This window comes from Streptomyces sp. NPDC006610 (assembly GCF_040611575.1).
GTDB lineage: Bacteria > Actinomycetota > Actinomycetes > Streptomycetales > Streptomycetaceae > Streptomyces.
In genome coordinates, this window is the sequence record NZ_JBEXOP010000008.1 from 164,696 (window position 1) to 189,899 (window position 25,204).

The 25,204-nt window shown below is 72.5% G+C and carries 24 protein-coding genes; 16 read left to right on the forward strand and 8 right to left on the reverse strand.

Annotation, left to right across the window (positions count from 1 at the left end; all coding sequences use genetic code 11):
* Positions 1-3 precede the first annotated feature (3 nt).
* The 3 genes from ABZY13_RS09315 (at position 4) to hutI (ending at position 3,856) form a co-directional block, all read left to right on the forward strand.
* Complete coding sequence (locus ABZY13_RS09315; RefSeq protein WP_356628525.1) at positions 4-1,260, forward strand: allantoate amidohydrolase; 1,257 nt, start codon at positions 4-6, stop codon at positions 1,258-1,260.
* Entirely contained in the window at positions 1,257-2,603 is a 1,347-nt protein-coding gene (locus tag ABZY13_RS09320; protein ID WP_356628413.1) for a formimidoylglutamate deiminase, read from the forward strand. Before ABZY13_RS09315 ends, ABZY13_RS09320 begins: the two co-directional genes overlap by 4 nt.
* A 77-nt stretch (positions 2,604-2,680) precedes the next feature.
* On the forward strand, positions 2,681-3,856 hold the full coding sequence (hutI, locus tag ABZY13_RS09325) for an imidazolonepropionase (RefSeq protein ID WP_356628415.1): 1,176 nt from the start codon (positions 2,681-2,683) through the stop codon (positions 3,854-3,856).
* A gap of 209 nt (positions 3,857-4,065) precedes the next feature.
* Here the strand turns inward: hutI and ABZY13_RS09330 are convergent, their stop codons facing one another.
* Positions 4,066-4,983 carry an RNA polymerase sigma factor SigF gene (locus tag ABZY13_RS09330; protein WP_356628417.1) on the reverse strand — a complete coding sequence of 306 codons (918 nt, stop codon included), beginning with the start codon at positions 4,981-4,983 and terminating at the stop codon, positions 4,066-4,068.
* A 237-nt stretch (positions 4,984-5,220) separates the two neighbouring features.
* Between ABZY13_RS09330 and ABZY13_RS09335 the strand changes: the two genes are divergently transcribed.
* Both ABZY13_RS09335 and ABZY13_RS09340 read left to right on the forward strand, forming a co-directional pair.
* Positions 5,221-5,610: an STAS domain-containing protein gene (locus ABZY13_RS09335; RefSeq protein ID WP_356628419.1), complete on the forward strand. Its 390-nt coding sequence runs from the start codon at positions 5,221-5,223 to the stop codon at positions 5,608-5,610.
* Positions 5,611-5,842: 232 nt separating this feature from the next.
* The gene (locus ABZY13_RS09340; protein WP_356628421.1) at positions 5,843-6,379 is read left to right on the forward strand and encodes an ATP-binding protein; all 537 of its coding nucleotides are present in this window, start codon (positions 5,843-5,845) and stop codon (positions 6,377-6,379) included.
* 155 nt (positions 6,380-6,534) lie between these two features.
* On the opposite strand, the gene ABZY13_RS09345 is transcribed toward ABZY13_RS09340, so the two are convergent.
* Entirely contained in the window at positions 6,535-8,031 is a 1,497-nt protein-coding gene (locus ABZY13_RS09345) for an oligopeptide:H+ symporter (protein ID WP_356628423.1), read from the reverse strand.
* A 396-nt stretch (positions 8,032-8,427) separates the two neighbouring features.
* Between ABZY13_RS09345 and ABZY13_RS09350 the strand changes: the two genes are divergently transcribed.
* Positions 8,428-9,105 (forward strand): response regulator transcription factor, encoded by a 678-nt coding sequence (locus ABZY13_RS09350; protein ID WP_356628425.1) that lies wholly within the window; start codon positions 8,428-8,430, stop codon positions 9,103-9,105.
* A 26-nt stretch (positions 9,106-9,131) separates the two neighbouring features.
* Positions 9,132-10,406, forward strand: a complete 1,275-nt coding sequence (locus tag ABZY13_RS09355) for an ATP-binding protein (protein ID WP_356628427.1) — start codon at positions 9,132-9,134, stop codon at positions 10,404-10,406.
* Positions 10,407-10,488: 82 nt separating this feature from the next.
* Here the strand turns inward: ABZY13_RS09355 and ABZY13_RS09360 are convergent, their stop codons facing one another.
* Positions 10,489-11,103, reverse strand: coding sequence for a GtrA family protein (locus tag ABZY13_RS09360; protein WP_356628429.1), 615 nt, complete (start codon positions 11,101-11,103; stop codon positions 10,489-10,491).
* A gap of 142 nt (positions 11,104-11,245) precedes the next feature.
* Here ABZY13_RS09360 and ABZY13_RS09365 point away from each other — a divergent pair, with 142 nt between their 5' ends.
* The 4 genes from ABZY13_RS09365 to ABZY13_RS09380 all read left to right on the forward strand — a co-directional run bounded on the left by ABZY13_RS09365 (position 11,246) and on the right by ABZY13_RS09380 (position 15,606).
* Positions 11,246-12,385 (forward strand): 5-(carboxyamino)imidazole ribonucleotide synthase, encoded by a 1,140-nt coding sequence (locus ABZY13_RS09365; RefSeq protein WP_356628431.1) that lies wholly within the window; start codon positions 11,246-11,248, stop codon positions 12,383-12,385.
* Positions 12,382-12,906 (forward strand): 5-(carboxyamino)imidazole ribonucleotide mutase, encoded by a 525-nt coding sequence (purE, locus tag ABZY13_RS09370; RefSeq protein WP_356628433.1) that lies wholly within the window; start codon positions 12,382-12,384, stop codon positions 12,904-12,906. Before ABZY13_RS09365 ends, purE begins: the two co-directional genes overlap by 4 nt.
* A gap of 78 nt (positions 12,907-12,984) precedes the next feature.
* Entirely contained in the window at positions 12,985-14,163 is a 1,179-nt protein-coding gene (locus tag ABZY13_RS09375) for a dipeptidase (protein ID WP_356628435.1), read from the forward strand.
* Positions 14,164-14,331: 168 nt separating this feature from the next.
* Complete coding sequence (locus ABZY13_RS09380; protein ID WP_356628437.1) at positions 14,332-15,606, forward strand: membrane dipeptidase; 1,275 nt, start codon at positions 14,332-14,334, stop codon at positions 15,604-15,606.
* A gap of 81 nt (positions 15,607-15,687) precedes the next feature.
* Here the strand turns inward: ABZY13_RS09380 and ABZY13_RS09385 are convergent, their stop codons facing one another.
* Both ABZY13_RS09385 and ABZY13_RS09390 read right to left on the reverse strand, forming a co-directional pair.
* Positions 15,688-16,074 carry a VOC family protein gene (locus ABZY13_RS09385; protein ID WP_356628439.1) on the reverse strand — a complete coding sequence of 129 codons (387 nt, stop codon included), beginning with the start codon at positions 16,072-16,074 and terminating at the stop codon, positions 15,688-15,690.
* A 16-nt stretch (positions 16,075-16,090) separates the two neighbouring features.
* Positions 16,091-16,450 (reverse strand): VOC family protein, encoded by a 360-nt coding sequence (locus ABZY13_RS09390; RefSeq protein WP_356628441.1) that lies wholly within the window; start codon positions 16,448-16,450, stop codon positions 16,091-16,093.
* A gap of 95 nt (positions 16,451-16,545) precedes the next feature.
* On the opposite strand from ABZY13_RS09390, the gene ABZY13_RS09395 reads away from it, so the two are divergent.
* A complete protein-coding gene (locus ABZY13_RS09395; RefSeq protein WP_356628443.1) occupies positions 16,546-17,052 on the forward strand; it encodes a CGNR zinc finger domain-containing protein in 507 nt (168 codons plus the stop codon).
* 304 nt (positions 17,053-17,356) lie between these two features.
* On the opposite strand, the gene ABZY13_RS09400 is transcribed toward ABZY13_RS09395, so the two are convergent.
* The gene (locus tag ABZY13_RS09400; RefSeq protein WP_356628445.1) at positions 17,357-18,700 is read right to left on the reverse strand and encodes a UDP-glucose/GDP-mannose dehydrogenase family protein; all 1,344 of its coding nucleotides are present in this window, start codon (positions 18,698-18,700) and stop codon (positions 17,357-17,359) included.
* A gap of 174 nt (positions 18,701-18,874) precedes the next feature.
* Between ABZY13_RS09400 and ABZY13_RS09405 the strand changes: the two genes are divergently transcribed.
* Both ABZY13_RS09405 and ABZY13_RS09410 read left to right on the forward strand, forming a co-directional pair.
* Positions 18,875-20,032, forward strand: a complete 1,158-nt coding sequence (locus tag ABZY13_RS09405) for an acyl-CoA dehydrogenase (RefSeq protein WP_356628447.1) — start codon at positions 18,875-18,877, stop codon at positions 20,030-20,032.
* Positions 20,033-20,127: 95 nt separating this feature from the next.
* Entirely contained in the window at positions 20,128-20,490 is a 363-nt protein-coding gene (locus tag ABZY13_RS09410) for a four-helix bundle copper-binding protein (protein ID WP_356628449.1), read from the forward strand.
* Positions 20,491-20,572: 82 nt separating this feature from the next.
* Here the strand turns inward: ABZY13_RS09410 and ABZY13_RS09415 are convergent, their stop codons facing one another.
* On the reverse strand, positions 20,573-21,838 hold the full coding sequence (locus ABZY13_RS09415) for an LCP family protein (protein ID WP_356628451.1): 1,266 nt from the start codon (positions 21,836-21,838) through the stop codon (positions 20,573-20,575).
* A 119-nt stretch (positions 21,839-21,957) separates the two neighbouring features.
* Here ABZY13_RS09415 and ABZY13_RS09420 point away from each other — a divergent pair, with 119 nt between their 5' ends.
* Entirely contained in the window at positions 21,958-22,524 is a 567-nt protein-coding gene (locus tag ABZY13_RS09420; protein ID WP_356628453.1) for an acyl-CoA thioesterase, read from the forward strand.
* A gap of 40 nt (positions 22,525-22,564) precedes the next feature.
* Here ABZY13_RS09420 and ABZY13_RS09425 read toward each other — a convergent pair whose 3' ends face one another.
* On the reverse strand, positions 22,565-24,016 hold the full coding sequence (locus tag ABZY13_RS09425; protein ID WP_356628455.1) for an LCP family protein: 1,452 nt from the start codon (positions 24,014-24,016) through the stop codon (positions 22,565-22,567).
* A gap of 140 nt (positions 24,017-24,156) precedes the next feature.
* On the opposite strand from ABZY13_RS09425, the gene ABZY13_RS09430 reads away from it, so the two are divergent.
* Positions 24,157-25,200 carry a glycosyltransferase family 2 protein gene (locus tag ABZY13_RS09430; RefSeq protein WP_356628457.1) on the forward strand — a complete coding sequence of 348 codons (1,044 nt, stop codon included), beginning with the start codon at positions 24,157-24,159 and terminating at the stop codon, positions 25,198-25,200.
* Positions 25,201-25,204: the final 4 nt, after the last annotated feature.

Consider the following 25,204-nt stretch of genomic DNA (forward strand, 5'->3'; position numbering starts at 1 on the left):
GACGTGCGGGGCGACCGCCCACAGACCGAACCGGCCGGCGCGGCCTCCTTCCACCGCATGTGGCGCGATCTCCTTCCCGTCGGCCGTCACCCCGCCTCGGGCGGCTACCGCCGCTACGCCTGGACGCCCGCCGACGTCGAGTGCCGCGCCTGGTTCCGGGAGCAGGCCGAGGCACGCGGACTGGCGTACGAGGTCGACCGCAACGGCAACCAGTGGGCCTGGCTCGGCGACCCCGCCGACGGGGACGCCGTCGTCACCGGCTCCCACCTCGACTCGGTGCCCGACGGCGGCGCCTTCGACGGCCCCCTCGGGGTCGTGTCCGCGTTCGCCGCGCTGGACGAAGTGCGCCGCAGGGGGGCGCGGTTCGGCAAGCCGTTCGGCATCGTCAACTTCGGCGACGAGGAGGGCGCCCGCTTCGGCCTCGCCTGCGTCGGCTCCCGGCTCGCGGCCGGACGGCTCACCCCCGAGCAGGCGCACCGCCTGACCGACGCGGACGGCGTGACCCTGCCCCGCGCCATGGAGGCCGCCGGAATCGACCCCGACGCCCTCGGCCCCGACCCCGAACGCCTCTCCCGCATCGGCGCCTTCGTGGAACTCCACGTCGAACAGGGCCGCGCCCTCGACCTCACCGGCGACCGGGTCGGCATCGCCGGCGCCATCTGGCCGCACGGACGCTGGCGGTTCGACTTCCGCGGCGAGGCCAACCACGCCGGCACCACCCGGCTCGCGGACCGGCGCGATCCGATGCCCTCCTACGCCGAGACGGTCCTCGCCGCCCGTCGGCAGGCCGAACTCGCGGGCGCCGTCGCCACCTTCGCCAAGGTCGCCGTCGAGCCCAACGGCGTCAACGCCATCCCCTCCCTGGTGCGCGGCTGGCTCGACTCCCGCGCGCCCGAGCAGGACACCCTCGACACCGTGGTCGGCGCGATCCTGGACGCGGCCCGCGCCCACGCCGACAAGCACGGCGTCGACCTGGACGTCGTGCGCGAGTCCTTCACGCCCGTCGTGGAGTTCGACCACGCCCTGCGCGACGAACTCGCCCGCATCCTCGGCAAGGACGCCGGCCTCAAGGTCCCCGTCCTCGGCACGGGCGCCGGACACGACGCCGGAATCCTCTCCGGGAGCGTCCCGACCGCCATGCTGTTCGTGCGCAACCCCACCGGCGTCTCCCACTCCCCGGACGAGTACGCCGCCGAGGACGACTGCGTGGCCGGGGTACTCGCACTCGCCGACGTACTGGAAGGACTGGCCCGCAGGTGACGCAGACCCCCGCGCGCACGTACTGGCTTGAGCACGCCTGGCTAGGCGCCCACGTCGAACCCGGCGTCGCCCTCGACGTGGCCGGCGGCCGGATCGCCGCCGTCCGCACGGGCGCCGACACCCCGCCGCCCGGCGCCGAGATCCTGCGCGGACTGACCCTCCCGGGCCTGGCCAACGCCCACTCGCACGCCTTCCACCGGGCCCTGCGCGGCGCCGTCCAGGCCGGCAGCGGCACCTTCTGGACCTGGCGCGAGGTCATGTACGCGGTGGCCCACCGGCTCACCCCGGACGGCTACCACGCCCTGGCCCGCGCGGTGTACGCCGAGATGGCCCTCGCCGGCGTCACCGCCGTCGGCGAGTTCCACTACGTCCACCACGCCCCCGGCGGCGCCCCCTACGCCGACCCCAACGCCATGGGGGAGGCGCTCGTCGCGGCGGCCGCCGACGCCGGCGTCCGCATCACCCTCCTCGACACCTGCTATCTCTCCGCCGGCTTCGGCGAGCCGCCCACCGCCCACCAGCTCCGCTTCTCCGACGGCACGGCGGAGGCCTGGGCCGAGCGCTGTTCACTTCTCAAGGAACGAGATCACGCACGGATCGGAGCGGCCGTGCACTCCGTACGGGCCGTGCCCGCCGACCAGCTGGCCACCGTGGCGCACTGGGCGCGGGAACGGCGGGCCCCGCTGCACGTGCACCTGTCCGAGCAGACCGCCGAGAACGAGGCCTGCCTGGCCGCGCACGGCCGCACCCCCGCCCGCCTCCTCGCCGACCACGGCGTCCTCGGCCCGCGCACCACCGGCGTCCACAACACCCATCTCACCGCCGAGGACATCGCCCTGCTCGGCGGCAGCGGCACCGGCACCTGCATGTGCCCCACCACCGAACGCGACCTCGCCGACGGCATCGGCCCCGCCGTCGCCCTCCGGGCCGCGGGCTCCCCGCTCTCACTCGGCTCCGACAGCCACGCCGTCATCGACCTGTTCGAGGAGGCGCGCGCGATGGAGCTGAACGAACGGCTGCGCACCCGCACCCGGGGCCACTGGACGGCCGCCGCCCTGCTGCGCGCCGCGACCGCGGACGGACACGCCGCCCTCGGCTGGCCCGACGCGGGCAGCCTGGAGCCCGGCGCGCTCGCCGACTTCACGACGATCGCGCTGGACTCGGTCAGAACAGCGGGCCCGCCGCCCCGGCTCGGCGCCGAGACGGCCGTATTCGCCGCGACGGCGGCCGACGTACGGCACACGGTCGTGGGCGGCCGGCACGTCGTGCGCGACGGGGCCCACACGCTCGTACCCGATGTGCCCGGGGCCCTGGCGCGGGCCGTGCGGAACCTGCGTGCCTGACCCCGGCGACCGCGACCGCCCCCGCCGCCCGCGGCACCGACTCCCGCACCGCACCCCACGAGGACGCCGAGGACGCCATGAGCAGCAGCACCGTCATCACCAACATCGCCACGCTGGCCACCAACGATCCCTCCCTCGGCGACGGCTCCCCCCTCGGCCTGATCCGGGACGCGGCCGTCGTCATCGACGGCGACCGTGTCGTGTGGACCGGTGAAACAAGCAAAGCACCCGCCACTGACAACCGGGTCGACGCCGGCGGCCGGGCCGTCGTCCCCGGCTTCGTGGACAGCCACTCCCACCTGGTCTTCGCCGGCGACCGCACCGAGGAGTTCAACGCCCGCATGTCCGGCCGGCCCTACAGCGCCGGCGGCATCCGCACCACCGTCGCCGCCACCCGCGCCGCCACCGACGGGGAACTGGACGCCAACCTCACCCGCTACCTCGCCGAGGCCCTCCGCCAGGGCACCACCACCCTGGAGACCAAGTCCGGCTACGGCCTGACCGTCGAGGACGAGGCCCGCGCCCTGCGCATCGCCGCCGCCCACACCGACGAGGTCACCTACCTCGGCGCGCACGTCGTCGCCCCCGAGTACGCCGACGACCCGGCCGCCTACGTCGCCCTGGTCACCGGCGAGATGCTCGACGCCTGCGCCCCCCACGCCCGCTGGATCGACGTCTTCTGCGAGAAGGGCGCCTTCGACGGAGACCAGGCACGCGCCGTCCTCTCCGCCGGCCGCGCCAGGGGCCTGCACCCCCGCGTCCACGCCAACCAGCTGTCCTACGGCCCCGGCGTCCGGCTCGCCGTGGAGTTCGACGCGGCCAGCGCCGACCACTGCACGCACCTCACCGACGCCGACGTGGACGCGCTGGCGAGCGGCAACACGGTCGCGACGCTGCTGCCCGGGGCGGAGTTCTCCACCCGCGCCGCCTGGCCGGACGCCCGCCGGCTGCTCGACGCCGGGGTGACCGTGGCCCTGTCCACGGACTGCAACCCGGGCTCGTCGTTCACGTCGTCCGTGCCGTTCTGCATCGCCCTGGCCGTGCGGGACATGGGCATGACCCCCGACGAGGCGCTGTGGGCGGCCACCGCCGGCGGCGCCCGTGCCCTGCGCCGCACGGACGTCGGCCTCCTCACCCCCGGCGCACGCGCCGACCTCGTCCTCCTGGACGCCCCCAGCCACGTCCACCTCGCCTACCGGCCGGGCGTCCCCCTGGTCGCCGGCGTGTGGCGGCGCGGCGTCCGGGTGGTCTGACGACGACCCCGGTCGAACGCCCGAAAGGTGTTTCCGCGAGTGATCCCGGGGGACCCGGTGCATCCGCGGGGGTGCGTGCCCGGACACGGCTCGGCCGGCGCCCGTGGAGAGGGCGCCGGCCGGGAAGCCCGGGGCGGGGTGAAGCGACCACGAACACCGAAGGCGAGGGCGGCCACGACCACCGAGGGCGGGGCGGGGGAGCCGTCGGCTCACTCCTCGAGCGTCAGCCCCTTGCGCAGCCGCTTCAGCGTCCGCGCCAGCAGCCGGGACACGTGCATCTGCGAGATGCCCAGCTCCTCGCCGATCTCGGACTGGGTCATGCCCGCCACGAAGCGCAGCGAGAGGATCGTGCGGTCCCGCGCCGGCAACTGGGCGATCATCGGCTTCAGCGACTCGACGTACTCGATGCCCTCGAGCCCGTGGTCCTCGTAGCCGATGCGGTCCGCGAGGGCGGCCTCGCTGTCGTCCTCCTCGGGCTGGGCGTCCAGCGACGAGGCGGTGTAGGCGTTGGAGGCCGCCATGCCCTCGACGACCTCCTCGGGGGAGATGCCGAGGCGCTCCGCCAGTTCGGCCACCGTAGGGGCGCGGTCGAGCTGCTGGGCCAGTTCGTCGCCGGCCTTGGCCAGGTCGATCCGGAGTTCCTGGAGCCGGCGCGGCACGCGCACCGACCAGGAGGTGTCCCGGAAGAAGCGCTTGATCTCGCCGACGATGGTGGGCATCGCGAAGGTCGGGAACTCGACGCCGCGACTCAGTTCGAAGCGGTCGATGGCCTTGATCAGGCCGATCGTGCCGACCTGGATGATGTCCTCCATCGGCTCGCTGCGGGAGCGGAACCGGGAGGCGGCGAACTTGACCAGGGCGAGGTTGAGTTCGACGAGCGTGTTGCGCACGTACGCGTAGTCGTGCGTGCCTTCCTCGAGGGATTCGAGCCGCTCGAAGAGGGTCTTGGACAGGGCCCGGGCATCCTCGGGGGCCACTTCGTCGTACGGGGGGATCTCCGGAAGTCCGGCGAGGGCGTCGGTGAGATCGCCGTCGGTCGCGATGGGATCCAGATGTTCCGGAAGGGGTGTCGACGTCGCCCTCTGGGTATGCGATGCGTCGAGCCGGGGTGACATGATGTCCTCCATCGTTCTCGGCATTTGGCTGCCGAAGCCACTACGTGCACTGCGGTGTGCGGCGCCTCCAAAGCCGGCCGTGTCGGGTACGTGTTCCTCTAGCCCTACCCGCTTTGCAGACCCGTCCGCAAGTGCCTTTTGTTCGAATGTGTCCGTTTGTGTGCGATTGTTCGGGTGTCGGAGAGTGTGAGGAAGGCGTAGTGTTCGATGGCGAAAGTCAGCAGACACGGACCCTGGGAGAGAGACGGCATGGACCACGGGACGGTCGGCAGCGCACAGTCGGGCCGGCTTCTGGTGGAGGTGCGAGAAGAAGGCCCCAGTGCCGTCGTGACTCCGGCGGGTGAGCTGGATCACCACACCGCCGACCTGTTGCGCGAGCCCCTCGACGAATGCCTCGCCAAGGGCTTCAGTCGCCTGGTGGTGGACTGCTCGCGGCTCGAGTTCTGCGACTCCACCGGCCTCAACGTGCTGCTCGGCGCCCGCCTCAAGGCGGAGGCCGCCGGCGGCGGCGTGCACCTCGCGGGGATGCGCCCGGTGGTGGCGCGCGTCTTCGAGATCACCGGCGCCGAGGCGGTGTTCACCGTGCACGCGACGGTCGAGGACGCCCTGTCCGTCGACGGCGGCGGCCAGGCCGGCTGAGCGGCCGGCGGACGTGTCGACGGGATCGAAGTGGGGGGTGTCCCACCGGATGCGTCGGGCAGGAGACACCCTGAGCATGCCGGTCGCAATCGTTGCGCAACACCTTTCGCGCATCCCCTCGGGGGTACCGGAAGGACAGGCGCGCACGGGCCGCGGGGCGACTGCGGGACGGCGGGCGCTCATGACTGGACTTTTCCATCGTGAACTGGTGAATCGGTGAGGTGAAGCGCTGATGAGCACCACCCGGCCCTACTCGCCGGGCGACCGCGGCCCGGAGCCCGGCGGCGCTTCCGCGGCGTCGCAGGGGGACGCTCCCGGCGTCGCGGCGCCCGTCGAAGGCGCGGCCGCATCGCCCGCCGCGCGGCAGGTCCGCAGCCTGAGCTTCGACGGCGCCGCCGGTGTCGTCCCGCTCGCCCGCGACTTCGCCCGTCAGGCGCTGCACGCGTGGGGCTGGCTGCCGGCCGCCACCGCGGACCGCAGGGCCGCCGCCGAGGACGTGCTGCTCGTCGTCTCCGAGCTGGTCACCAACGCCTGCCTGCACGCCGAGGGGCCGGACGAGCTGTGGATCGCCTGCGACAACAAGGTGATCCGCATCGAGGTCTCCGACCGCGGCGCCGGCCAGCCCGCACCCCGCACCCCGCACCGCGCCGGCCGCCCCGGCGGTCACGGCATGTTCATCGTGCAGCGCCTCTGCCTGGACTGGGGCGTCGTCCGCACCCCCGGCGTCGCGGGCAAGCGCGTCTGGGCGGAAGTGGGCGCGCCGGCGTAGCCGTACGGCTGAGGGAAGCCGTACGGCCCCTCTGTAACCGCCCCGCACGAGGTGTCCGCGTACGCCGCGCGGCAGCACGCACACGAAAGGGCCACCGCTCCCGGCGGTGGCCCCTCGCTCGTGCGCGGACCGGTGTCAGCGCACCGGGACGGGCGTCAGTGCACGCCGCCCATCTGCTCCTTGACCTTGTTGCGGTACATCCACACCGCCACACCGGCGATCACGGCGAGCGTGGCCTCCATGGCCACCACGCCCGTCCGGTTCAGGTCGACGCCCGCGATGGAGAGCAGGCCGGTCGTGGCGTCGCCCGCGGTGACGGCCAGGAACCAGACGCCCATCATCTGCGAGGCGTACTTCGCGGGCGCCATCTTCGTGGTGACCGACAGGCCGACCGGGGAGAGCAGCAGCTCACCGACGGTCTGCGTGAAGTAGATCGCCACCAGCCACAGCGCCGCCGCCTTGTGACCGCCCTCGGCGATCGTCAGCGGGGCGAGGAACAGGAAGAAGGACGCGCCGACCAGGACCAGGCCGGAGGCGAACTTCACGATCGTGCTCGGCTCCTTGCCGCGCCGGTTCAGCGCCAGCCAGAACCAGGCGAAGACCGGGGCCAGCGCCATGATCAGGACCGGGTTGACCGACTGGTACCAGGAGACCGGGAACTCCCAGCCGAGGACGGTGTTGTCGGCGGAGGACTCGGCGAAGATCGACAGGGTCGAGCCGCCCTGGTCGTAGATCATCCAGAAGACGGCCGCGGCCACGAAGAACCAGATGTACGCGGACATCCTCGACTGCTCGGCGCGGTCGAGCTCCTTGTCGCGCTTGATGTTGACCAGCACCATCACCGGGATGATCACGCCGAGCAGGGTCAGCGGGACCAGGATCCAGTTCAGCGTGTAGACGCCGGACAGGCCCACGATCGCGTAGAAGACGACGGCGATGCCGGCCCAGACGGCGGCCTTGCGCAGGGTGGAGGTCTTCTCGGCGGCGGACAGCGGCTTCGGCACGACGCTGGAGCGGTCGGCCAGGTGTCGGCTGCCGAACAGGAACTGGCCGAGGCCCAGCGCCATGCCGAGCGCGGCGAGCGCGAAGCCCAGGTGCCAGTTGACGTTCTCGCCGACGGTGCCGATGATCAGCGGCGCGGCGAAGGCGCCCAGGTTGATGCCCATGTAGAAGACCGTGAAGCCGCCGTCGCGGCGCGGGTCGTCGGGGCCGTCGTACAGGTGGCCGACCATCGTGGAGATGTTGGCCTTCAGCAGGCCGGAGCCGATCGCGACCAGACCGAGACCCGCGTAGAAGGTGCCGGACATCGGCAGGGCCAGCGTCAGGTGGCCCAGCATGATGACCGCGCCGGCGACCGCGACGGTCTTGCGGGGGCCCCAGACCCGGTCGCCGAACCAGCCGCCGGGCATCGCCAGCAGGTAGACCAGCGACACGTACACGGAGTAGATCGCCGTCGCCGTCGCGGCGTTCAGGTGCAGGCCGCCCGGAGCGACGAGGTACAGCGGGAGCAGAGCCCTCATGCCGTAGTAGGAGAAGCGCTCCCACATCTCGGTCATGAAGAGGGTGGCCAGTCCGCGGGGGTGGCCGAAGAAGGTCTTCTCGGACCCGGGGATGCCCGGGGTGACCGAGTCCTTCGTCAGGCTGGACGCCATGGTCGATCCTTGCTGGTCGGGACGCGCTCCCAGATGCGAATGCGCGCCCGGTGGGGGACGGCCGGCGGCGGGGAGTACGCCCCGCCCGGCCGCGGTCGTTCCTTGTCGGGGCCGGCCTCGGCCGGCCCGCACACGCAAAAAGACCCTCGGCATCCAACTGTCGCCAAAGGTCCCCGCGGCGCTAAAGGCGTCCATCACCATACGTCAAGACACTGACGGAAATGGAAGGACTTGAGAGATGGATCACAGGTCACAGTGGAACCGGAGGCGGTCAATCGAAGGTCTTACCACTTTCTCACCCTGCATCCACAGGTTCGCGCCCATGCGTCCAAAGGTAAGAACCGCCGCCCCCGCATCGCGCCCCGGCGTAAGACCCCGGCGGACTACCATCACCCCATGACCCGTGTACTGCTCGCCGAGGACGACGCGTCCATCTCGGAGCCGCTGGCACGCGCACTGCGCCGCGAGGGCTACGAGGTCGAGGTACGTGAGGACGGACCCGCCGCACTGGACGCGGGCATGCAGGGCGGCGTCGACCTGGTCGTGCTGGACCTCGGACTGCCCGGCATGGACGGCCTGGAGGTCGCCCGCCGGCTGCGCGCCGAGGGCCACACCGTGCCGATCCTGATCCTCACCGCACGGGCCGACGAGGTCGACACCGTGGTGGGCCTGGACGCGGGCGCCGACGACTACGTCACCAAGCCGTTCCGCCTCGCCGAGCTGCTCGCCCGGGTCCGGGCTCTGCTGCGGCGCGGCTCCGCCGAACCCCTGCAGCCGCCCGCCACCCACGGCGTGCGCATCGACGTCGAGTCGCACCGCGCCTGGATGGGCGACGAGGAGCTGCAGCTCACGGCGAAGGAGTTCGACCTGCTGCGGGTGCTGGTGCGCGACGCCGGCCGGGTCGTCACCCGCGACCAGCTGATGCGCGAGGTGTGGGACACCACCTGGTGGTCGTCCACCAAGACGCTGGACATGCACATCTCCTGGCTGCGCAAGAAGCTGGGCGACGACGCGGCCAACCCCCGGTACATCGCGACCGTGCGCGGCGTGGGGTTCCGCTTCGAGAAGAGCTAGGCCGAAACCGGAACCGGTAAGAGGACATGCGCCGCCGACTGATCCAGTCCACGCTCGCCGTGGTGCTCGTCGTGATCGCCGTCTTCGGCGTCTCCCTGGTCGTGGTCGAGACCCGGACGATCAGCGCCAGCGCCCAGGAGCGCGTGGCGTCCGAGGCGGTGCGGCTGGCCAGCATCGTGGACAGCCGGATCCTCGGCGCCGAGAAGATCACCGCCGACATCCTCGCCGACCAGGTGGGCGACGACCGGTACGCCGTGGTCCGCATCCCCGGCCGGGCGCCCATAGAGGTCGGCGAAAAGCCGTCCGGCGACGTCATCGAGTCGTCGCGGGTCGGCGAGGAGGGCGAGACGGTCACCGTCCAGGAGGCCCGCTCGGCGGTGACCCGGGAGGTGGGCCGCACCCTGCTGATCATCGGCGCGGTGGCGCTGCTGGCCGTGATCGCCGCCGTACTGCTCGCACTGCGCCAGGCGAACCGCCTCGCCTCGCCCCTCACCGACCTCGCCGAGACCGCCGAGCGGCTCGGCTCCGGCGACCCCCGCCCGCGCCGCAAGCGCTACGGCGTCCCGGAGCTGGACCGGGTCGCCGACGTGCTGGACGCCTCCGCCGAGCGGATCGCCCGGATGCTCACCGCCGAACGCCGACTGGCCGCCGACGCCTCCCACCAGCTGCGCACCCCGCTCACCGCGCTGTCGATGCGGCTGGAGGAGATCACCCTCACCGACGACCCGGAGACGGTGAAGGAGGAGGCGACCATCGCGCTCACGCAGGTGGAGCGGCTCACGGACGTGGTGCAGCGGCTGCTGACCAACTCCCGCGACCCGCGCACCGGCTCCGCCGTCACCTTCGACCTGGACGAGGTCATCCAGCAGCAGCTCGCCGAGTGGCGCCCCGCCTACCGCAGCGCCGGGCGGGCCATCGTCAGCTCCGGCAAGCGGCACCTGGAGGCGGTGGGCACGCCGGGCGCGGTCGCCCAGGTGCTGGCGGCGCTGATCGAGAACTCCCTGATGCACGGCGGCGGCACGGTCGCCCTGCGCACCCGGGTCACCGGCAACCAGGCCGTCATCGAGGTCACCGACGAGGGCCCCGGAGTCCCCGCGGACCTGGGCGCCCGGATCTTCGAGCGGACGATCAGCGGACGCAACTCCACGGGCATCGGCCTGGCCGTCGCCCGCGACCTCGCGGAGGCCGACGGCGGCCGGCTGGAGATGCTCCAGGCCAAGCCGCCGGTCTTCGGCCTGTTCCTGTCCCGCAACCCGACGAAGCGGTCCGCCAAGGACGACGACAACCGCACGGTGCGCTGACGCAGCGCACGCTGCGCCGACCGGGGTCGCATCGGCCGCACCGGTCGCCTCGCGCCGGCGTCCCGCGGGGCCGGCCGCGGGGTCAGACGCGCGCCTTGTCCCTCGGCCTGCGCTGCGGCCCGACCCGCTCGGACTCCCGCACCGCCCCGGCGGCGTCCGGCTCCGGCGGCGCCCCGGCGGCGTCCGGTTCCCGCACCGCCCCGGTGGCCTCCGGCGGGGTCAGGGCGGCCGGCAGCGCGCGGAACACCCAGGTGCGGTACGACCAGAAGCGGAACAGCGTGGCCACGCCGATGCCGACGAACTTGAAGACGTTGCTCTGCAGCGGGCCGTCCCAGCCGAAACCGTAGGTCGCCGTGTACAGGACGCCGTTCTCGATGACCAGCCCGACCGCGCTGAACAGCACGAACAGGGTCATCTCGCGGGTGCGGCGGGTCTTGTCGCGGTCGCGGTAGGTGAAGTAGCGGAAACCGAGGTAGTTGGAGCCGATCGCCACCACCGTCGCGATCACGCTGGCCCGCACCACCTGGAGGTCGGTCGTGTGCCGCACCAGGTTGAACACGAGCAGGTTGACCAGCAGTCCCACCCCGCCCACGGCGCCGAACTTGGCCACCTCGCGCACCAGCCGCTCCAGACGCCGGCGCAGTACGCCGGGGGGTGAGGGGGGCGCCGAGCGGAGCCCCGATGAACCACGTCCCATGGTCGAGCAGGCCTCCGTCGGTCGGATGCGTCAACCCAGCCATGCTAACCATCGCCCCTTCGTGATCGCCCGCGACCGAGTGACGCCGGTCGCGGAAAGAGCCGGAATCAGGCCGTCCGGGCGCGCCGGATACCCTGGGGGAGTGACGTTTCCGGTAGTCGGCATGGTCGGCGGTGGCCAGCTCGCTCGTATGACACACGAGGCGGGCATCCCGCTCGGCATCAGGTTCAAGCTCCTCAGTGACACTCCGCAGGATTCCGCGGCGCAGGTGGTCGGCGACGTCGTCGTCGGCGACTACCGCGACCTGGAGACGCTGCGGTCCTTCGCGCGCGGCTGCGACGTGATCACCTTCGATCACGAGCACGTGCCCACCGAGCACCTCCGGGCCCTGGAGGCGGACGGCATCCCCGTGCGCCCCGGCCCGGACGCGCTGGTGCACGCCCAGGACAAGGGGGTGATGCGGGCGAAACTCGACGCGATCGGCATCCCCTGCCCCCGGCACCGGATCGTGAGCGACCCGGCCGACGTGGCCGCCTTCGCCGCGGAGGGCGACGGCTTCCCGGTGGTGCTCAAGACCGTGCGCGGCGGCTACGACGGCAAGGGCGTGTGGGTCGTGGACTCCGTCGAGGAGGCGGCCGAGCCGTTCAGGGCCGGGGTGCCCGTCCTCGCCGAGGAGAAGGTCGACTACGTCCGCGAGCTGGCCGCCAACGTGGTCCGCTCCCCGCACGGCCAGGCCGTGGCCTACCCGGTCGTCGAGTCGCGGCAGGTCGACGGCGTCTGCGACACCGTCATCGCGCCCGCCCCCGGCCTCGACGAGGACCTCGCCCTGAAGGCCGAGCGGCTCGCGCTGACCGTCGCCAAGGAACTCGGCGTCGTGGGCCATCTCGCCGTCGAGCTGTTCCAGACCCGCGACGGCCGCATCCTCGTCAACGAACTGGCGATGCGCCCCCACAACTCCGGCCACTGGTCCATGGACGGCGCCATCACCAGCCAGTTCGCCAACCACGTCCGCGCCGTCCTCGACCTGCCGCTGGGCGACCCCCGCCCGCGCGCCAAGTGGACGGTCATGGTCAACGTCCTCGGCGGCGACTACCCGGACATGTACTCCGCGTACCTGCACTGCATGGCCCGCGACCCCCAGCTGAAGATCCACATGTACGGCAAGGACGTGAAGCCCGGACGCAAGGTCGGCCACGTCAACACCTACGGCGACGACCTGGACGACGTGCTGGAGCGCGCCCGTCACGCAGCCGGCTACCTGAGAGGCACGATCACCGAATGAGCCCCCTCGTTGGCATCGTCATGGGGTCCGACTCGGACTGGCCCGTCATGGAGGCCGCCGCCAAGGCCCTGGACGAGTTCGAGATCGACTACGAGGTCGACGTCGTCTCCGCGCACCGCATGCCCCGCGAGATGATCGCGTACGGCGAGCAGGCCGCCGACCGCGGACTCAAGGCGATCATCGCGGGCGCCGGCGGCGCGGCACACCTGCCGGGCATGCTCGCCTCCGTCACCCCGCTGCCCGTCATCGGCGTCCCGGTGCCGCTGAAGTACCTGGACGGCATGGACTCGCTGCTGTCCATCGTGCAGATGCCGGCCGGCGTCCCCGTCGCCACCGTCTCCGTCGCCGGCGCCCGCAACGCCGGGCTGCTCGCCGCCCGCATCCTCGCCGCGCACGACGAGGAACTCCTCGCCCGGATGCGGGAGTTCCAGCAGGAGCTGAACGACCAGGCCACCGAGAAGGGCAAGCGGCTGCGCGCCAAGGCCGAGGGCGCCGGCAACGGCTTCGGGTTCGGCAAGTAGACGAGCGGACAGGTAGACCGGCAGACACACCGACGAGCAGGCAGACGGACGAGCAGACGAGCGAGACGGGGGACGGCGATGACCGCGATGGACGAGGCGACCGCGCTGCTGCGCGAGTTCCCGGTGGCGGACGGACACAACGACCTGCCCTGGGCGCTGCGCGAGAAGGCCCGCTACGACCTCGACGCCCTGGACATCGCCGTCCACCAGGGCGGCCGGCTGCACACCGACATCCCCCGGCTGCGGGCCGGCGGGGTCGGGGCGCAGTTCTGGTCGGTGTACGTCCGCTCGGACCTGCCCGACCCGGTCCCGGCGACGCTGGAGCAGATCGACTGCGTACGGCAGCTGCTCGACCGCCACCCCCGCGACCTGGCGCCCGCCGCGACGGCCGCGGACATGGAGGCGGCGCGCGCCGAGGGCCGTATCGCCTCCCTGATGGGCGCCGAGGGCGGCCACTCCATCGCCAACTCGCTGGCCACGCTGCGGGCCCTGTACGCGCTCGGCGTGCGCTACCTGACCCTCACCCACAACGACAACGTCGACTGGGCGGACTCCGCGACGGACGCGCCCGGCGTCGGCGGCCTGTCCGCCTTCGGCCGCGCCGTCGTCCGCGAGATGAACCGGGAGGGGATGCTGGTCGACCTCTCCCACGTGGCCCCGTCGACCATGCGGGACGCCCTGGACACCTCCGCCGCTCCGGTGATCTTCTCCCATTCCTCCGCGCGGGCCGTGTGCGACCACCCCCGCAACATCCCGGACGACGTGCTGGAGCGGCTGCCCGCCAACGGGGGAGTGGCGATGGTGACCTTCGTGCCGAAGTTCGTCCTCCAGGCCGCCGTCGACTGGACGGCCGACGCCGACGACAACATGCGCGCCCACGGCTTCCACCCCCTCGACACCACCCCCGAGGCGATGCGGGTCCACCGCGCGTTCGAGGAGCGCCGCCCGCGCCCCGTCGCCACCGTGGCCACCGTCGCCGACCACCTCGACCACATGCGCGAGGTCGCCGGCGTCGACCACCTCGGCATCGGCGGCGACTACGACGGCACCGCCTTCACCCCCGACGGACTCGCCGACGTCTCCTCCTACCCGAACCTCGTCGCCGAACTGCTGGAACGCGGCTGGTCCCGGCCCGACCTGGCCAAGCTGACCTGGCAGAACGCGGTCCGGGTGCTCGGCGACGCCGAGGACGTCGCCCGCGACCTGCGCGTCCGGCGCGGGCCGTCCAACGCCACGATCGAGGACCTCGACGGCTGAACAGGGGTCGCGGCCGTCCCACCGGCCCGGGCGGCACCGACGAACCCGCGCCTGGCCGGACCGGGGGACCGCGACCGTACCCCCGAACGCCCCGTCCACCAGGAGACGCCTGCCGGGGCGTGCGACGGTGACCGTACAGCGAACGCCGCGCAGGTACGGAGCCCCGCCATGGCAGACCTCCAGGAAGACGACCTGACCACGACGGCCGAGGCCGGCGCACTCGAGGTGTCGGCCCGGCTGACGGAGCCGTCCGGGCTGACGGAGCCGACTGGGCCGGTGGAGCCGACTGGGCCGGTGGAGCCGACTGGGCCGGTGGAGCCGACTGGGCCGGTGGAGCCGACTGGGCCGGTGGAGCCGTCCGCGCGCACCGAGCCGCCGGATCCCCCGCCCCCGGCGGTCCGCCCGGCGCACCCCTGCGGCCCGCCCGCCCCCGCGGACGACGCCGACCTGGAACGCGCCCGCGTCCTGCTCGCCGCCCACCCCGTCGCCGACGGCTACAGCGGCCTGGCCCAGGTGCTGGGCCGACTGCCCTGGTACGACCTGGAGGAGGGCGTCAGCGACATCGACACGGACGTGCCGCGGCTGCGCGAGGGCCACGTCGGCGCGCTGTTCTGCGCCCTTCAGCTCCCCGAGGGCCCGCCCGGCCGGGCGCTGTCCGCCACCCTGGAGCAGCTGGACCTGATCGGCTCGGTCGTCGGCGACCACCCCGAAGGGCTGCGCCCCGCCCGCACCGCCGGCGAGGTCCTCGACGCCGGCGCCTGCGGACGCACGGCCGTCCTCCTCGGGCCCGCCTCCGCCGTCGCCGTCGACGACTCCCTCGCCCTGCTGCGGGTCCTGCACACCCTCGGCGTGCGCGTGCTCACCCTGGCCGGCACCTCCTGGGCGGGCGAGGCGGGACTGACCCGCTTCGGCGAGGAGGTTGTCCGTGAGATGAACCGCCTGGGCGTGCTCGCCGACCTCTCCGGCGCCTCCGAGGCGACCGCGCACCGCGTGCTGGCCACCTCCAAGGCGCCGGTGCTCTGGGCCCGTTCCGGCGCGCGCGCCCTGCGCCCCCACCCCGCCAACCTCCCCGACGACCTGCTCGCCGCGCTGGGCGCCGCCAAGGGCCTGTGCATGGTGCCGCTCACCGCCGAGCAGACCGGCCCGACGGTCCGGGACGTCGCCGATCACCTCGACCACGTGCGCGCCCTGGCGGGGGCCGAGTGCGTCGGCCTGTCCGGCACCTTCGACGCCGACTGCGCCCACCCCAGGGAGCTGACCGACGTCTCCCGCTACCCGTACCTCGTCGCCGAGTTGCTCGGGCGGGGCTGGAGCGACGCCGACGTGGCCCTGCTGACCTGGGGGAACGCCCAGCGGATGCTGCGCAGCGCCGACTTCGCGGCCCGCGCCGCCCAGGAGCGGCGCGGGCCGTCGACGGCGCGGATCACCGACCTGGACGGATAGGCGGCCGGGTCGGGAACGGCGGCCGGGTCAGGGCCGGTAGCCAGGCGGGACCGAGGGCTCGATCCGGCGCAGGGCGGCCTGCTACGGATGCTCGATCCGGCACAGGCAGAACGGGTGCCCCGCCGGGTCGGCGTACACCCGGAAGTCGTCGTCGTCGACCGCCTCCAGGGCCTTGGCGCCCAGCTCCAGCACCCGCTTCTCGGCCGCGTCCACCTCCTCCCAGGTGGAGCCGGCGTCGAAGTCGATGTGGAACTGCTGGGAGTTGCGGTCGGCGCGCGGCCACTCCGGCGGGGTGAACCCCTCGGCCCGCTGGAAGGACAGCCGCGGGCCGCCGGGGACCTGGAGCACCACCCAGTCGGGGTCCTCCTCGGCCGGGACGCCCCCGACGACGCCGGCGTAGAAGCGGGCGAGGGCACGGGGGTCGGGGCAGTCGAGCACGATCGAGCGGAACCGGGCCGCGGAAGTCATCGGGAATCTCCTCCGGTCAGCAGGCGCACAGACAGAACGGGTGTCCCGCCGGGTCCGCGTAAACCCGGAAGGAGCGTGAGCGGTCGTCGGCGTCGAGCACCTTGGCGCCGAGCGCGAGCACGGCCTCCTCGGCCGCGTCCAGGTCCTTGACGAGCAGGTCCAGGTGGAACTGCTGGGAGTGCTCGGCGGACGGCCACTTCGGCGGCACGAAGCCCGGGGCGGCCTGGAACGCCAGGTCCCTGCCGCCGGGGACCTTCAGGTCGGTCCACTCGTCGTCGCCCTCCGCGGTGGCGCCGAGCACCTCGGCGTAGAAGCCGGCGAGTGCGCGCGGATCGGGGCAGTCCAGAACGACGGGGCCGAGTTCGGCGATGGCCATGGCTCTCCTCCTCATCGAGGGTCCGGTTACCTATAGATGCCGGGTAACCGGTAACGGTTACCTCATGCTCCCCCATGGGGGGTAACGTCGCAACCATGAATGACAGAGCGCCCGCGCCCGGCGGCCTCGCCCTGGTGGAGGCCCTGGTCAACACCGTCGACCTGGAGTCCGGACGGGACGCGCTCGACACACCGGAGGGCCGGGCGCGCTTCGGCGTACGGGAAGAGGACCTGCCGGACGTGCGGGAGCTGCGCGAGTCCCTGCGCGCGGCCTGCCTCGCGCACGCCGGGCACCCCCCGCACCGCGAGGTGACGCCGCTGGGTCGGCTGCTGGAGCGGGCGCCGCTGTACGTCGCCGTGGACGAACGGGACGGCTCGGCGAGCCTCGCCCCCCTGGACACGGGCCCCCTGCTGTCACGGGTGGCCGCCGCCGTGGCCGAGGCGCTCACGGCGGGCACCTGGCAGCGGCTCAAGGCCTGTGAGATGCCCAGCTGCCTGTGGGCCTACTACGACCGCAGCCCCGCCGGACGGGGCCGCTGGTGCTCCATGTCGGTGTGCGGGGCACGCGCGAAGATGCGCAGGTACCGCGCGAAGGCGCCCTGAGCGCCCGGCGCGTGGTGCAGAATGCGTGAAGACGCCGGTTCGGCCGACTGAGCCTCGGCCGAACCGGCGTCACTTGTCTTCGCACTTTTCGATCGCGCCGAGAAAACCGGCCGGAGACGCCTCGATCACGTCGGGAACCCGGCCGGGGACGCCTCGATCACGTCGGGAACCCGGCCGGGGACGCCTCGATCACGTCGGGAACCCGGCCGGGGACGCCTCGATCACGCCGGGAAGCCCGCCCAGGACTCCCCGGTCCGGCCGGGAGAACCGGCCCGAACCCTCCGGCCGGGCCGGGAGAGCCCGCTCAGGCGGTCGGACGCCCCATCGCCCGGTACGTCCACCCCGCCCGCCGCCACAGCTCCGGGTCCAGGGCGTTGCGCCCGTCGAGGATCACGCGGTCCTTCACGACCTCGCCCAGCGCCGCCGGGTCCAGCTCCCGGAACTCCCGCCACTCGGTCAGGTGCAGCACCACGTCGGCTCCCCGCGCGGCCTCCGCGGGCGAGTCGGCGTAGCCCAGCGTCGGGAACAGCCGGCGGGCGTTGTCCATGCCCTTCGGGTCGTACACCGTCACCTGCCCGCCCTGGAGGTGGATCTGTCCGGCGACGTTCAGCGCCGGCGAGTCGCGCACGTCGTCCGAGTCGGGCTTGAAGGTCGCGCCGAGCACCGCGACCCGCCGGCCCAGGAACGCCCCGCCGCCCAGCGCCTCCCGGGCCATCTCCACCATCTGGCCGCGCCGGCGCATGTTGATCGAGTCGATCTCGCGCAGGAACGTCAGCGCCTGGTCCGCGCCCAGCTCACCGGCGCGCGCCATGAACGCCCGGATGTCCTTGGGCAGACAGCCGCCGCCGAAACCGATGCCGGCACGCAGGAACTTGCGGCCGATCCGGTCGTCGTACCCGATGGCCTCCGCCAGCCTGGCCACGTCGCCGCCGGCGGCCTCGCAGACCTCCGCCATCGCGTTGATGAAGGAGATCTTCGTGGCCAGGAAGGAGTTGGCGGCGGTCTTCACCAGCTCGGCGGTCGGGAAGTCGGTGACGACGAACGGCGAACCCTCGGCGACCGGGGTGGCGTACACCTCGCGCAGCAGCTTCTCGGCGCGCTCGCTGCGTACGCCGACGACGATCCGGTCCGGGCGCAGGGTGTCCTGCACGGCGAAGCCCTCGCGCAGGAACTCCGGGTTCCAGGCCAGCTCCGCGTCCGCGCCGGCCGGGGCGTGCTCGGCCAGGTAGGCGGCGAGGCGGTCGGCGGAGCCGACGGGCACCGTGGACTTGCCGACGACGAGGGCGGGCCCGGTCAGGTGCGGGGCGAGCGAGGCGAACGCGGCGTCCACGTAGCTCATGTCGCAGGCGTACTCGCCGTGCTTCTGCGGGGTGTTCACACAGACGAAGTGCACGTCGCCGAACGCGGCGGCCTCGGCGTAGTCGGTGGTGAACCGCAGCCGCCCGCTGGACCCCTCGATCCCCGCGACGTGCTTGCGCAGCAGTTCCTCGAGACCCGGCTCGTACATCGGGACCTCGCCGCGCCGCAGGGTCTCGATCTTCTCCGGGACGACGTCCAGGCCCAGCACTTCGAAGCCCAGTTCGGCCATGGCCGCGGCGTGCGTGGCGCCGAGATAGCCGGTGCCGATCACAGTGATCTTGAGGGCCATGCGGTACTCCCGGGTGGACGTCGTCGGTGCGCTGCCTGAGCATAGTCGGGGCATGTCGGAGCCCCTCCGCGGGCAAGGTTTCCCCTGTCGCCAAGCTCACCTGTCACTCCTGTGGGCGGGCCCCTAAACTTTGTATTACTTAACGGTAATTAGCGTCCTTGGAGCGTGAGAGTCTTGGCGGGTTCGCCTGATTTCGACCTGTACCGCCCGTCCGAGGAGCACCAGATGCTCCGCGACGCCGTCCGCTCGCTGTCGGAGGCGAAGATCGCCCCGTACGCCGCCGCGGTGGACGAGGAGGCCCGCTTCCCGCAGGAGGCGCTGGACGCGCTGGTCGCGAACGACCTGCACGCCGTGCACGTACCGGAGTCGTACGGCGGCGCGGGCGCCGACGCGCTGGCCACGGTGATCGTCATCGAGGAGGTGGCCCGCGTCTGCGCGTCCTCCTCCCTGATCCCGGCGGTGAACAAGCTGGGCTCCCTGCCGGTGATCCTCTCCGGCTCCGAGGAGCTGAAGAAGAAGTACATGACGCCGCTCGCCAAGGGCGACGCGATGTTCTCCTACTGCCTCTCCGAGCCGGACGCGGGCTCCGACGCGGCCGGCATGAAGACGAAGGCCGTCCGCGACGGCGACCACTACGTGCTCAACGGCGTCAAGCGCTGGATCACCAACGCGGGCGTCTCCGAGTACTACACGGTGATGGCCGTGACCGACCCCGAGAAGCGCTCCAAGGGCATCTCGGCGTTCGTCGTGGAGAAGTCGGACCCGGGCGTCTCCTTCGGCGCCCCCGAGAAGAAGCTCGGCATCAAGGGCTCCCCGACCCGCGAGGTCTACCTCGACAACGTCCGCATCCCCGCCGACCGCATGATCGGCGCGGAGGGCACCGGCTTCGCCACGGCGATGAAGACGCTGGACCACACCCGCATCACCATCGCCGCCCAGGCCCTCGGCATCGCCCAGGGCGCCCTCGACTACGCCAAGGGCTACGTCAAGGAGCGCAAGCAGTTCGGCAAGCCGATCGCCGACTTCCAGGGCATCCAGTTCATGCTGGCCGACATGGCCATGAAGATCGAGGCCGCCCGCCAGCTCACCTACGCCGCCGCGGCCAAGTCCGAGCGCGGCGACGCCGACCTCACCTTCCAGGGCGCCGCCGCCAAGTGCTTCGCCTCGGACGTGGCGATGGAGGTCACCACGGACGCGGTCCAGCTCCTCGGCGGCTACGGGTACACCCGTGACTACCCGGTCGAGCGCATGATGCGCGACGCCAAGATCACGCAGATCTACGAGGGCACGAACCAGGTCCAGCGCATCGTCATGGCCCGCAACCTGCCCTGACGGCTTCCCCGAATGGCGTACGGGTGAGTACGGGCGTACGACGGAAGGGCGGCGGTCCGGGTCTGCCGGGCCGCCTCCCGTCCCGAGGAGGAGCCATGACCCAGCCCGGAACCATGACGCCGATGAGCCAGGAGATGCAGGACTGCGTGCGGGCCTGCATGGAGTGTCACAGCGTGTGCGAGGAGACGATGAGCTCCTGTATGCAGCGGGGCGGCCAGGCCCAGATGCAGGTCATGCGCGCGCTGATGGACTGCGCCGACACCACCCGCATGTGCGCGGACATGATGATGCGCCGCTCGTCGATGTCCGGCGAGATGTGCGCCATGTGCGCGACGGCCTGCGACAGGTGCGCGGAGGCCTGCATGGCCATGCCGGACGATCCGCAGATGATGCGGTGCGCCGAGGCGTGCCGCCGCTGTGCGGAGTCGTGCCGCGCGATGGCGGGCGCCGCGATGTGAGGCGCCGGACGTGAGGCGCCGGACGTGAAGGAGGGCGCGCCCCCTGCGGGGCGCGCCCTCCTCATGCCTCGTTCACGTCGCGTCAGTTCGCGGAGACGGTGACCTTCTCGTCGTTCTTGAGCTGGTTCACCAGCGTCTTCACCTTGGTCATGTCCCAGGCGAGGTTGCCGTTGGGGGCGTTGCCCGCGATCGGCATGTTCATGGACTTGCCGTCGCCGCCGCTGACGCCCTTCATCGCCCAGAACATGGACGCCAGGTCCCACAGGCCCATGTCCTTGTCGACGACGAGCGAGTCCAGGCCGGCGCCCATCGTCGGGTAGAGCTTGAAGGGATTGAGGACCGTGCTCGGGGTGGCCACCTGGTTGGCGAGGGCGGAGAGGAACTTCTGCTGGTTCTTGGTGCGGTCCAGGTCGGAGCCGGCGAGGGCGTAGCGGGTGCGGACGAAGGCGAGGGCCTCCTCGCCGTTCAGCGTCTGCTTGCCCTTCTTGAAGTCGGCGCCGGACTTGGAGTCCTTGATGTCCTGCGGGATGTCCATCTCGACGCCGCCGACCGCGTCCACGATGTTCGCGAAGCCGGCGAAGCCGATCTCGACGTAGTGGTCGATGTGCAGGCCGGTGTTGAACTCGACCGTGCGCACCAGCAGCGTGGGCCCGTCGATCGAGTAGGCCGCGTTCAGCTTGTTCGCGCCCATCGCGGCGCGGACCTTGCCCGACTCGGAGCCCTTGAACTCGGGGATCGTGACGTTGGAGTCGCGGGGCAGGGAGATCAGGGTCGGGCCGTTGTCGCCGGTGTGCAGGATCATCATCGAGTCCGTGCGCTTGCCCTCGGCGGACCCGGTGTGCAGCTTCTTCTTCTCCTCGTCGGTCATGCCCGCGCGGCTGTCGGAGCCGACGATGAGGTAGTTGGTGCCCTCGCCCTTCTCGGGCCGGTCGATGACCGTCGCGAGGTCGACCTCGCGGTTGAGCTTGGAGTCCGCCCAGAAGTAGGTGCCGACGAGTGTGACGATCAGCACGGTCGCCATGGTGATCGCCGTCACCTTGATCCGGCGCCGCCAGTTCGGCGCGGGCCGCGGGGCGCCGCCGCCGGCGGGACCGGCGGGGCCGCCGCCGTAGACCTGGCCGGTGTTGTAGCCGCTGTCGTACCCGTCGTGTCCCTGGCCGTCGACGTACGACGGCTGCTGCGGGATGCCGCCGTACGGCGCTCCGGCCTGGTCCCCGGAGTGCGGGGCCGCCGGGCCGCGCTGCACCTGGCGCATCACGCGGGCGCCTTCCGGCTGCGCGCCCGTGCTGCCGCGTCCGTAGCCGGTGCCGCGGTTGTCGTCGGACCATCCCTGGGGCCAGTCATTCATGGGCCCCAGTGTGCCGGTCGCGGGTGTGTGCCTCACAAGGCCTGGCGGAAAATAGGACCGGTGCTGTTGCGAAGCTGACACAAAGTCCCGAGTTGTCGCTTCGGCATAAGGTGGAGGCCATGACAGACCAGGCCAGCGCCGCAGAGCGGACGACCTCCGACACCTCCGGCATACCGGGCAAGCCGACCTCGGCCTCCCGGACCACTCTCAGCCACATCATGACCCACAACGACACCAATCTGCTCGGCACGGTGCACGGCGGTGTGATCATGAAGCTGGTGGACGACGCGGCGGGCGCGGTGGCCGGCCGGCACAGCGGCGGCCCCGCGGTCACGGCGTCCATGGACGAGATGGTGTTCCTCGAACCGGTCCGGGTCGGCGACCTGGTCCATGTGAAGGCCCAGGTCAACTGGACCGGGCGGACCTCGATGGAGGTCGGCGTCCGGGTCCTGGCGGAACGCTGGAACGAGTCCGCCCCGCCGACCCAGGTCGGCTCCGCCTACCTCGTCTTCGCCGCCGTCGACGCCGACGGCAGGCCGCGCGCGGTCCCGCCGGTGATCCCGGAGTCGGAACGCGACAAGCGCCGCTACCAGGAGGCCCAGATCCGCCGCACCCACCGCCTGGCCCGCCGCCGCGCCATCAAGGAGCTGCGCGAGAAGCGCGCGGCGGAGGGCATCGAGGACTGAGCGTTCCGTCACGGCGGCCCGCAGACGCCGCGCGACCGCCTCAGCCGCAGCTCACCTCGTCCCCCCGGACCACCCCCGGCTCCTCCTGCGTCCCCGTGACGCGCACCGCGCGCACCTCGCGGAAGTCGGTGCCGACGGTGACCTTGAGCGTGGCGCCCTGGCCCGCGACGGGGCGCAGGACGCTGCCGGGGAAGGCCGCCGCGAGGGTCCTGGCCGAGCGGTCCCAGCGGGGGTCGTAGGAGATGACCGTGCGGCGCGCGGACGGGTCGGCCGCGCTGGTCGCGCGGTGGGTGGTGCGGAAGCCGGCCGCGGTGAGGGCGGCGTCGACCCGGCGGCCCAGCCCCGGGGTCCGGGTGCCGTTCTCGACCTGGACCAGGATCTGCCGCGGGGCCACCTCCACCGGCGCCGACGGGCGGGTGCGGGGCCGGGTGGAGGACAGCGGCTTGTCGTCGCGCAGCGCGCGGAAGATCCGGCCGGCCTTGACGGGGTCCCACTTCAGCGTCGAGCCGAGGCCCTTCACGGGGTAGGCCATCTGCCCGATCGGCACGGTGGCGAACTCCGACGAGGAGGGCGAGAAGTTCCGCATCGCCCGGCCCAGGTCCAGCAGTTCGCCCGCGCCGAAGCCCTTGTCCGCCCGCACCGAGCCCAGCACGGCCCGGGTGACGTCCCGGAACTTCATCGGGTTCAGCAGCACCCCCGAGGACGTCGACCGGTCGATCAGCGCCGCCAGGAAGCGCTGCTGGCGCTGCATCCGGCCGAGGTCGGAGGCCCCGTCGACGTAGCGGGCGCGCACGTACTGGAGCGCCTGCCCGCCGGAGAGCCGGTGCGTCCCGGCGGGCAGGTCCAGGCCCGTGTAGGAGTCCTTCAGCGGCCGGGCGGTGCAGATCCGCACCCCGCCGAGCACGTCCACCGTCTTCATGAAGCTGCCGAAGTCGACCTCCACGTAGTGGTCGATCTTCACCCGGGTCATCTGCTCCACCGTCCGCACGGTCAGCTGCGGACCGCCCTCGGCGTACGCGGCGTTCAGCTTCACCGGGTGCGCCGCGTGCCGCTCGCCGGTGACGCGGTCGGTGTGCGCGGGCAGTTCGGCGTAGGAGTCGCGCGGCAGGCTGACCACGCTCGCCCGGTTCCGGTCCTCGGAGATGTGCACGATCATGATCGTGTCGGTGCAGTGGCAGGGCTCACCGCCCAGCCGGTACCTGCGCCGCTCGGCCTCGCCGATCCGCTCCCGGCCGTCCGTGCCGACCAGCAGCACGTTCATGCCGTGCCCGGCGCGCGGCCGGTTCTTCATGTCCTTGAAGGCGTCGACCCGGTCGATGTCCGCGTCCAGGCTGCTGATCACCGCGTGGCCGATCCCGGCGGAGGCGAGGATCGCCACCGACAGCGTGGTCACCGCCCGGACGGCCCAGCGCGGCCTCCCGCGCCGGACGGGCGGCCGGGCCGCCCCCCTCGGTCGCGACCGGACCGGGGGCCGGGGCGGTGTGCTGGGCATGGGGAACACCTCCGCTGGGACAAGCGCTGCGGCCGTACGCACGAGCCGTGAGCACCGTAGGCCGATACGATCTGCGGTCCGGCGCAGCGGCCCCGGCGGGGCGCACCGCTGTCCCCCGTTCGCGGTAACGTGAGCGTCCTATGAACGCCAAGCCCGACGTGCAGCTCCCCGCCGTGTCCGTGATCATGCCCGTCCTCAACGAGGAGCGGCATCTGCGCGGCGCCGTCCACGCGATCCTCGCCCAGGAGTACGCCGGCGAGATGGAGGTCGTGATCGCCCTCGGTCCGTCCACGGACCGCACGGACGAGATCGCCGCCGAACTGGTGCGCGAGGACCCGCGCGTGCACACCGTCCCGAACCCCACGGGCCGCACGCCCGCCGCGCTCAACGCCGCGATCAGGGCCTCCCGCCACCCGATCGTGGTCCGCGTCGACGGGCACGGCATGCTGTCGCCGAACTACATCGCCACGGCAGTACGGCTGCTGGAGGAGACCGGCGCGCAGAACGTCGGCGGCATCATGCACGCCGAGGGAGAAAGCGACTGGGAGCACGCGGTCGCCGCCGCCATGACGTCGAGGATCGGCGTCGGCAACGCCGCCTTCCACACCGGCGGCGAGGCCGGCCCCGCCGAGACGGTCTACCTCGGCGTGTTCCGGCGCGAGGCGCTGGAGCAGCAGGGCGGCTACAACGAGGAGTTCATCCGCGCCCAGGACTGGGAGCTGAACTTCCGCATCCGCGAGGCGGGCGGCCTGATCTGGTTCTCGCCCGAGCTGAAGGTCTCCTACCGGCCCCGGCCGAGCGTGCGCGCGCTGGCCAAGCAGTACAAGGACTACGGCCGTTGGCGGCACGTCGTCGCCCGCTACCACGCCGGCTCCATCAACCTGCGCTACCTCGCCCCGCCGACGGCCGTGTGCGCGATCGCGGCCGGACTGGTCGTGGGCGCCGTACTGACCCCGTGGGGCTTCGTGATCCCCGGCGGCTACCTCGCGGCGATCGTCGCGGGCTCGGTTCCGGCGGGCAAGGGGCTGCCGCTGAAGGCCCGCCTGCAGATCCCCGTGGCGCTGGCCACCATGCACATGTCGTGGGGGTACGGCTTCCTGACCAGCCCGCGCTCCCTGGCCAGGCGGGTCATCGCCTCCCGCCGGCCGGCGGTGCTCAGCTCCTCCGACAGCGCGGCGGGCTGAGCAC

Bases quoted from the DNA above. Each gene is read 5' to 3' on its own strand.
- hutI (WP_356628415.1), top strand. From the start codon at position 2,681: ATGAGCAGCAGCACCGTCATCACCAACATCGCCACGCTGGCCACCAAC.
- ABZY13_RS09330 (WP_356628417.1), bottom strand. From the start codon at position 4,983: ATGGAGGACATCATGTCACCCCGGCTCGACGCATCGCATACCCAGAGG.
- ABZY13_RS09335 (WP_356628419.1), top strand. From the start codon at position 5,221: ATGGACCACGGGACGGTCGGCAGCGCACAGTCGGGCCGGCTTCTGGTG.
- ABZY13_RS09340 (WP_356628421.1), top strand. From the start codon at position 5,843: ATGAGCACCACCCGGCCCTACTCGCCGGGCGACCGCGGCCCGGAGCCC.
- ABZY13_RS09345 (WP_356628423.1), bottom strand. From the start codon at position 8,031: ATGGCGTCCAGCCTGACGAAGGACTCGGTCACCCCGGGCATCCCCGGG.
- ABZY13_RS09350 (WP_356628425.1), top strand. From the start codon at position 8,428: ATGACCCGTGTACTGCTCGCCGAGGACGACGCGTCCATCTCGGAGCCG.
- ABZY13_RS09355 (WP_356628427.1), top strand. From the start codon at position 9,132: ATGCGCCGCCGACTGATCCAGTCCACGCTCGCCGTGGTGCTCGTCGTG.
- ABZY13_RS09360 (WP_356628429.1), bottom strand. From the start codon at position 11,103: ATGGGACGTGGTTCATCGGGGCTCCGCTCGGCGCCCCCCTCACCCCCC.
- purE (WP_356628433.1), top strand. From the start codon at position 12,382: ATGAGCCCCCTCGTTGGCATCGTCATGGGGTCCGACTCGGACTGGCCC.
- ABZY13_RS09375 (WP_356628435.1), top strand. From the start codon at position 12,985: ATGACCGCGATGGACGAGGCGACCGCGCTGCTGCGCGAGTTCCCGGTG.
- ABZY13_RS09380 (WP_356628437.1), top strand. From the start codon at position 14,332: ATGGCAGACCTCCAGGAAGACGACCTGACCACGACGGCCGAGGCCGGC.
- ABZY13_RS09385 (WP_356628439.1), bottom strand. From the start codon at position 16,074: ATGACTTCCGCGGCCCGGTTCCGCTCGATCGTGCTCGACTGCCCCGAC.
- ABZY13_RS09390 (WP_356628441.1), bottom strand. From the start codon at position 16,450: ATGGCCATCGCCGAACTCGGCCCCGTCGTTCTGGACTGCCCCGATCCG.
- ABZY13_RS09395 (WP_356628443.1), top strand. From the start codon at position 16,546: ATGAATGACAGAGCGCCCGCGCCCGGCGGCCTCGCCCTGGTGGAGGCC.
- ABZY13_RS09400 (WP_356628445.1), bottom strand. From the start codon at position 18,700: ATGGCCCTCAAGATCACTGTGATCGGCACCGGCTATCTCGGCGCCACG.
- ABZY13_RS09410 (WP_356628449.1), top strand. From the start codon at position 20,128: ATGACCCAGCCCGGAACCATGACGCCGATGAGCCAGGAGATGCAGGAC.
- ABZY13_RS09415 (WP_356628451.1), bottom strand. From the start codon at position 21,838: ATGAATGACTGGCCCCAGGGATGGTCCGACGACAACCGCGGCACCGGC.
- ABZY13_RS09420 (WP_356628453.1), top strand. From the start codon at position 21,958: ATGACAGACCAGGCCAGCGCCGCAGAGCGGACGACCTCCGACACCTCC.
- ABZY13_RS09425 (WP_356628455.1), bottom strand. From the start codon at position 24,016: ATGCCCAGCACACCGCCCCGGCCCCCGGTCCGGTCGCGACCGAGGGGG.
- ABZY13_RS09430 (WP_356628457.1), top strand. From the start codon at position 24,157: ATGAACGCCAAGCCCGACGTGCAGCTCCCCGCCGTGTCCGTGATCATG.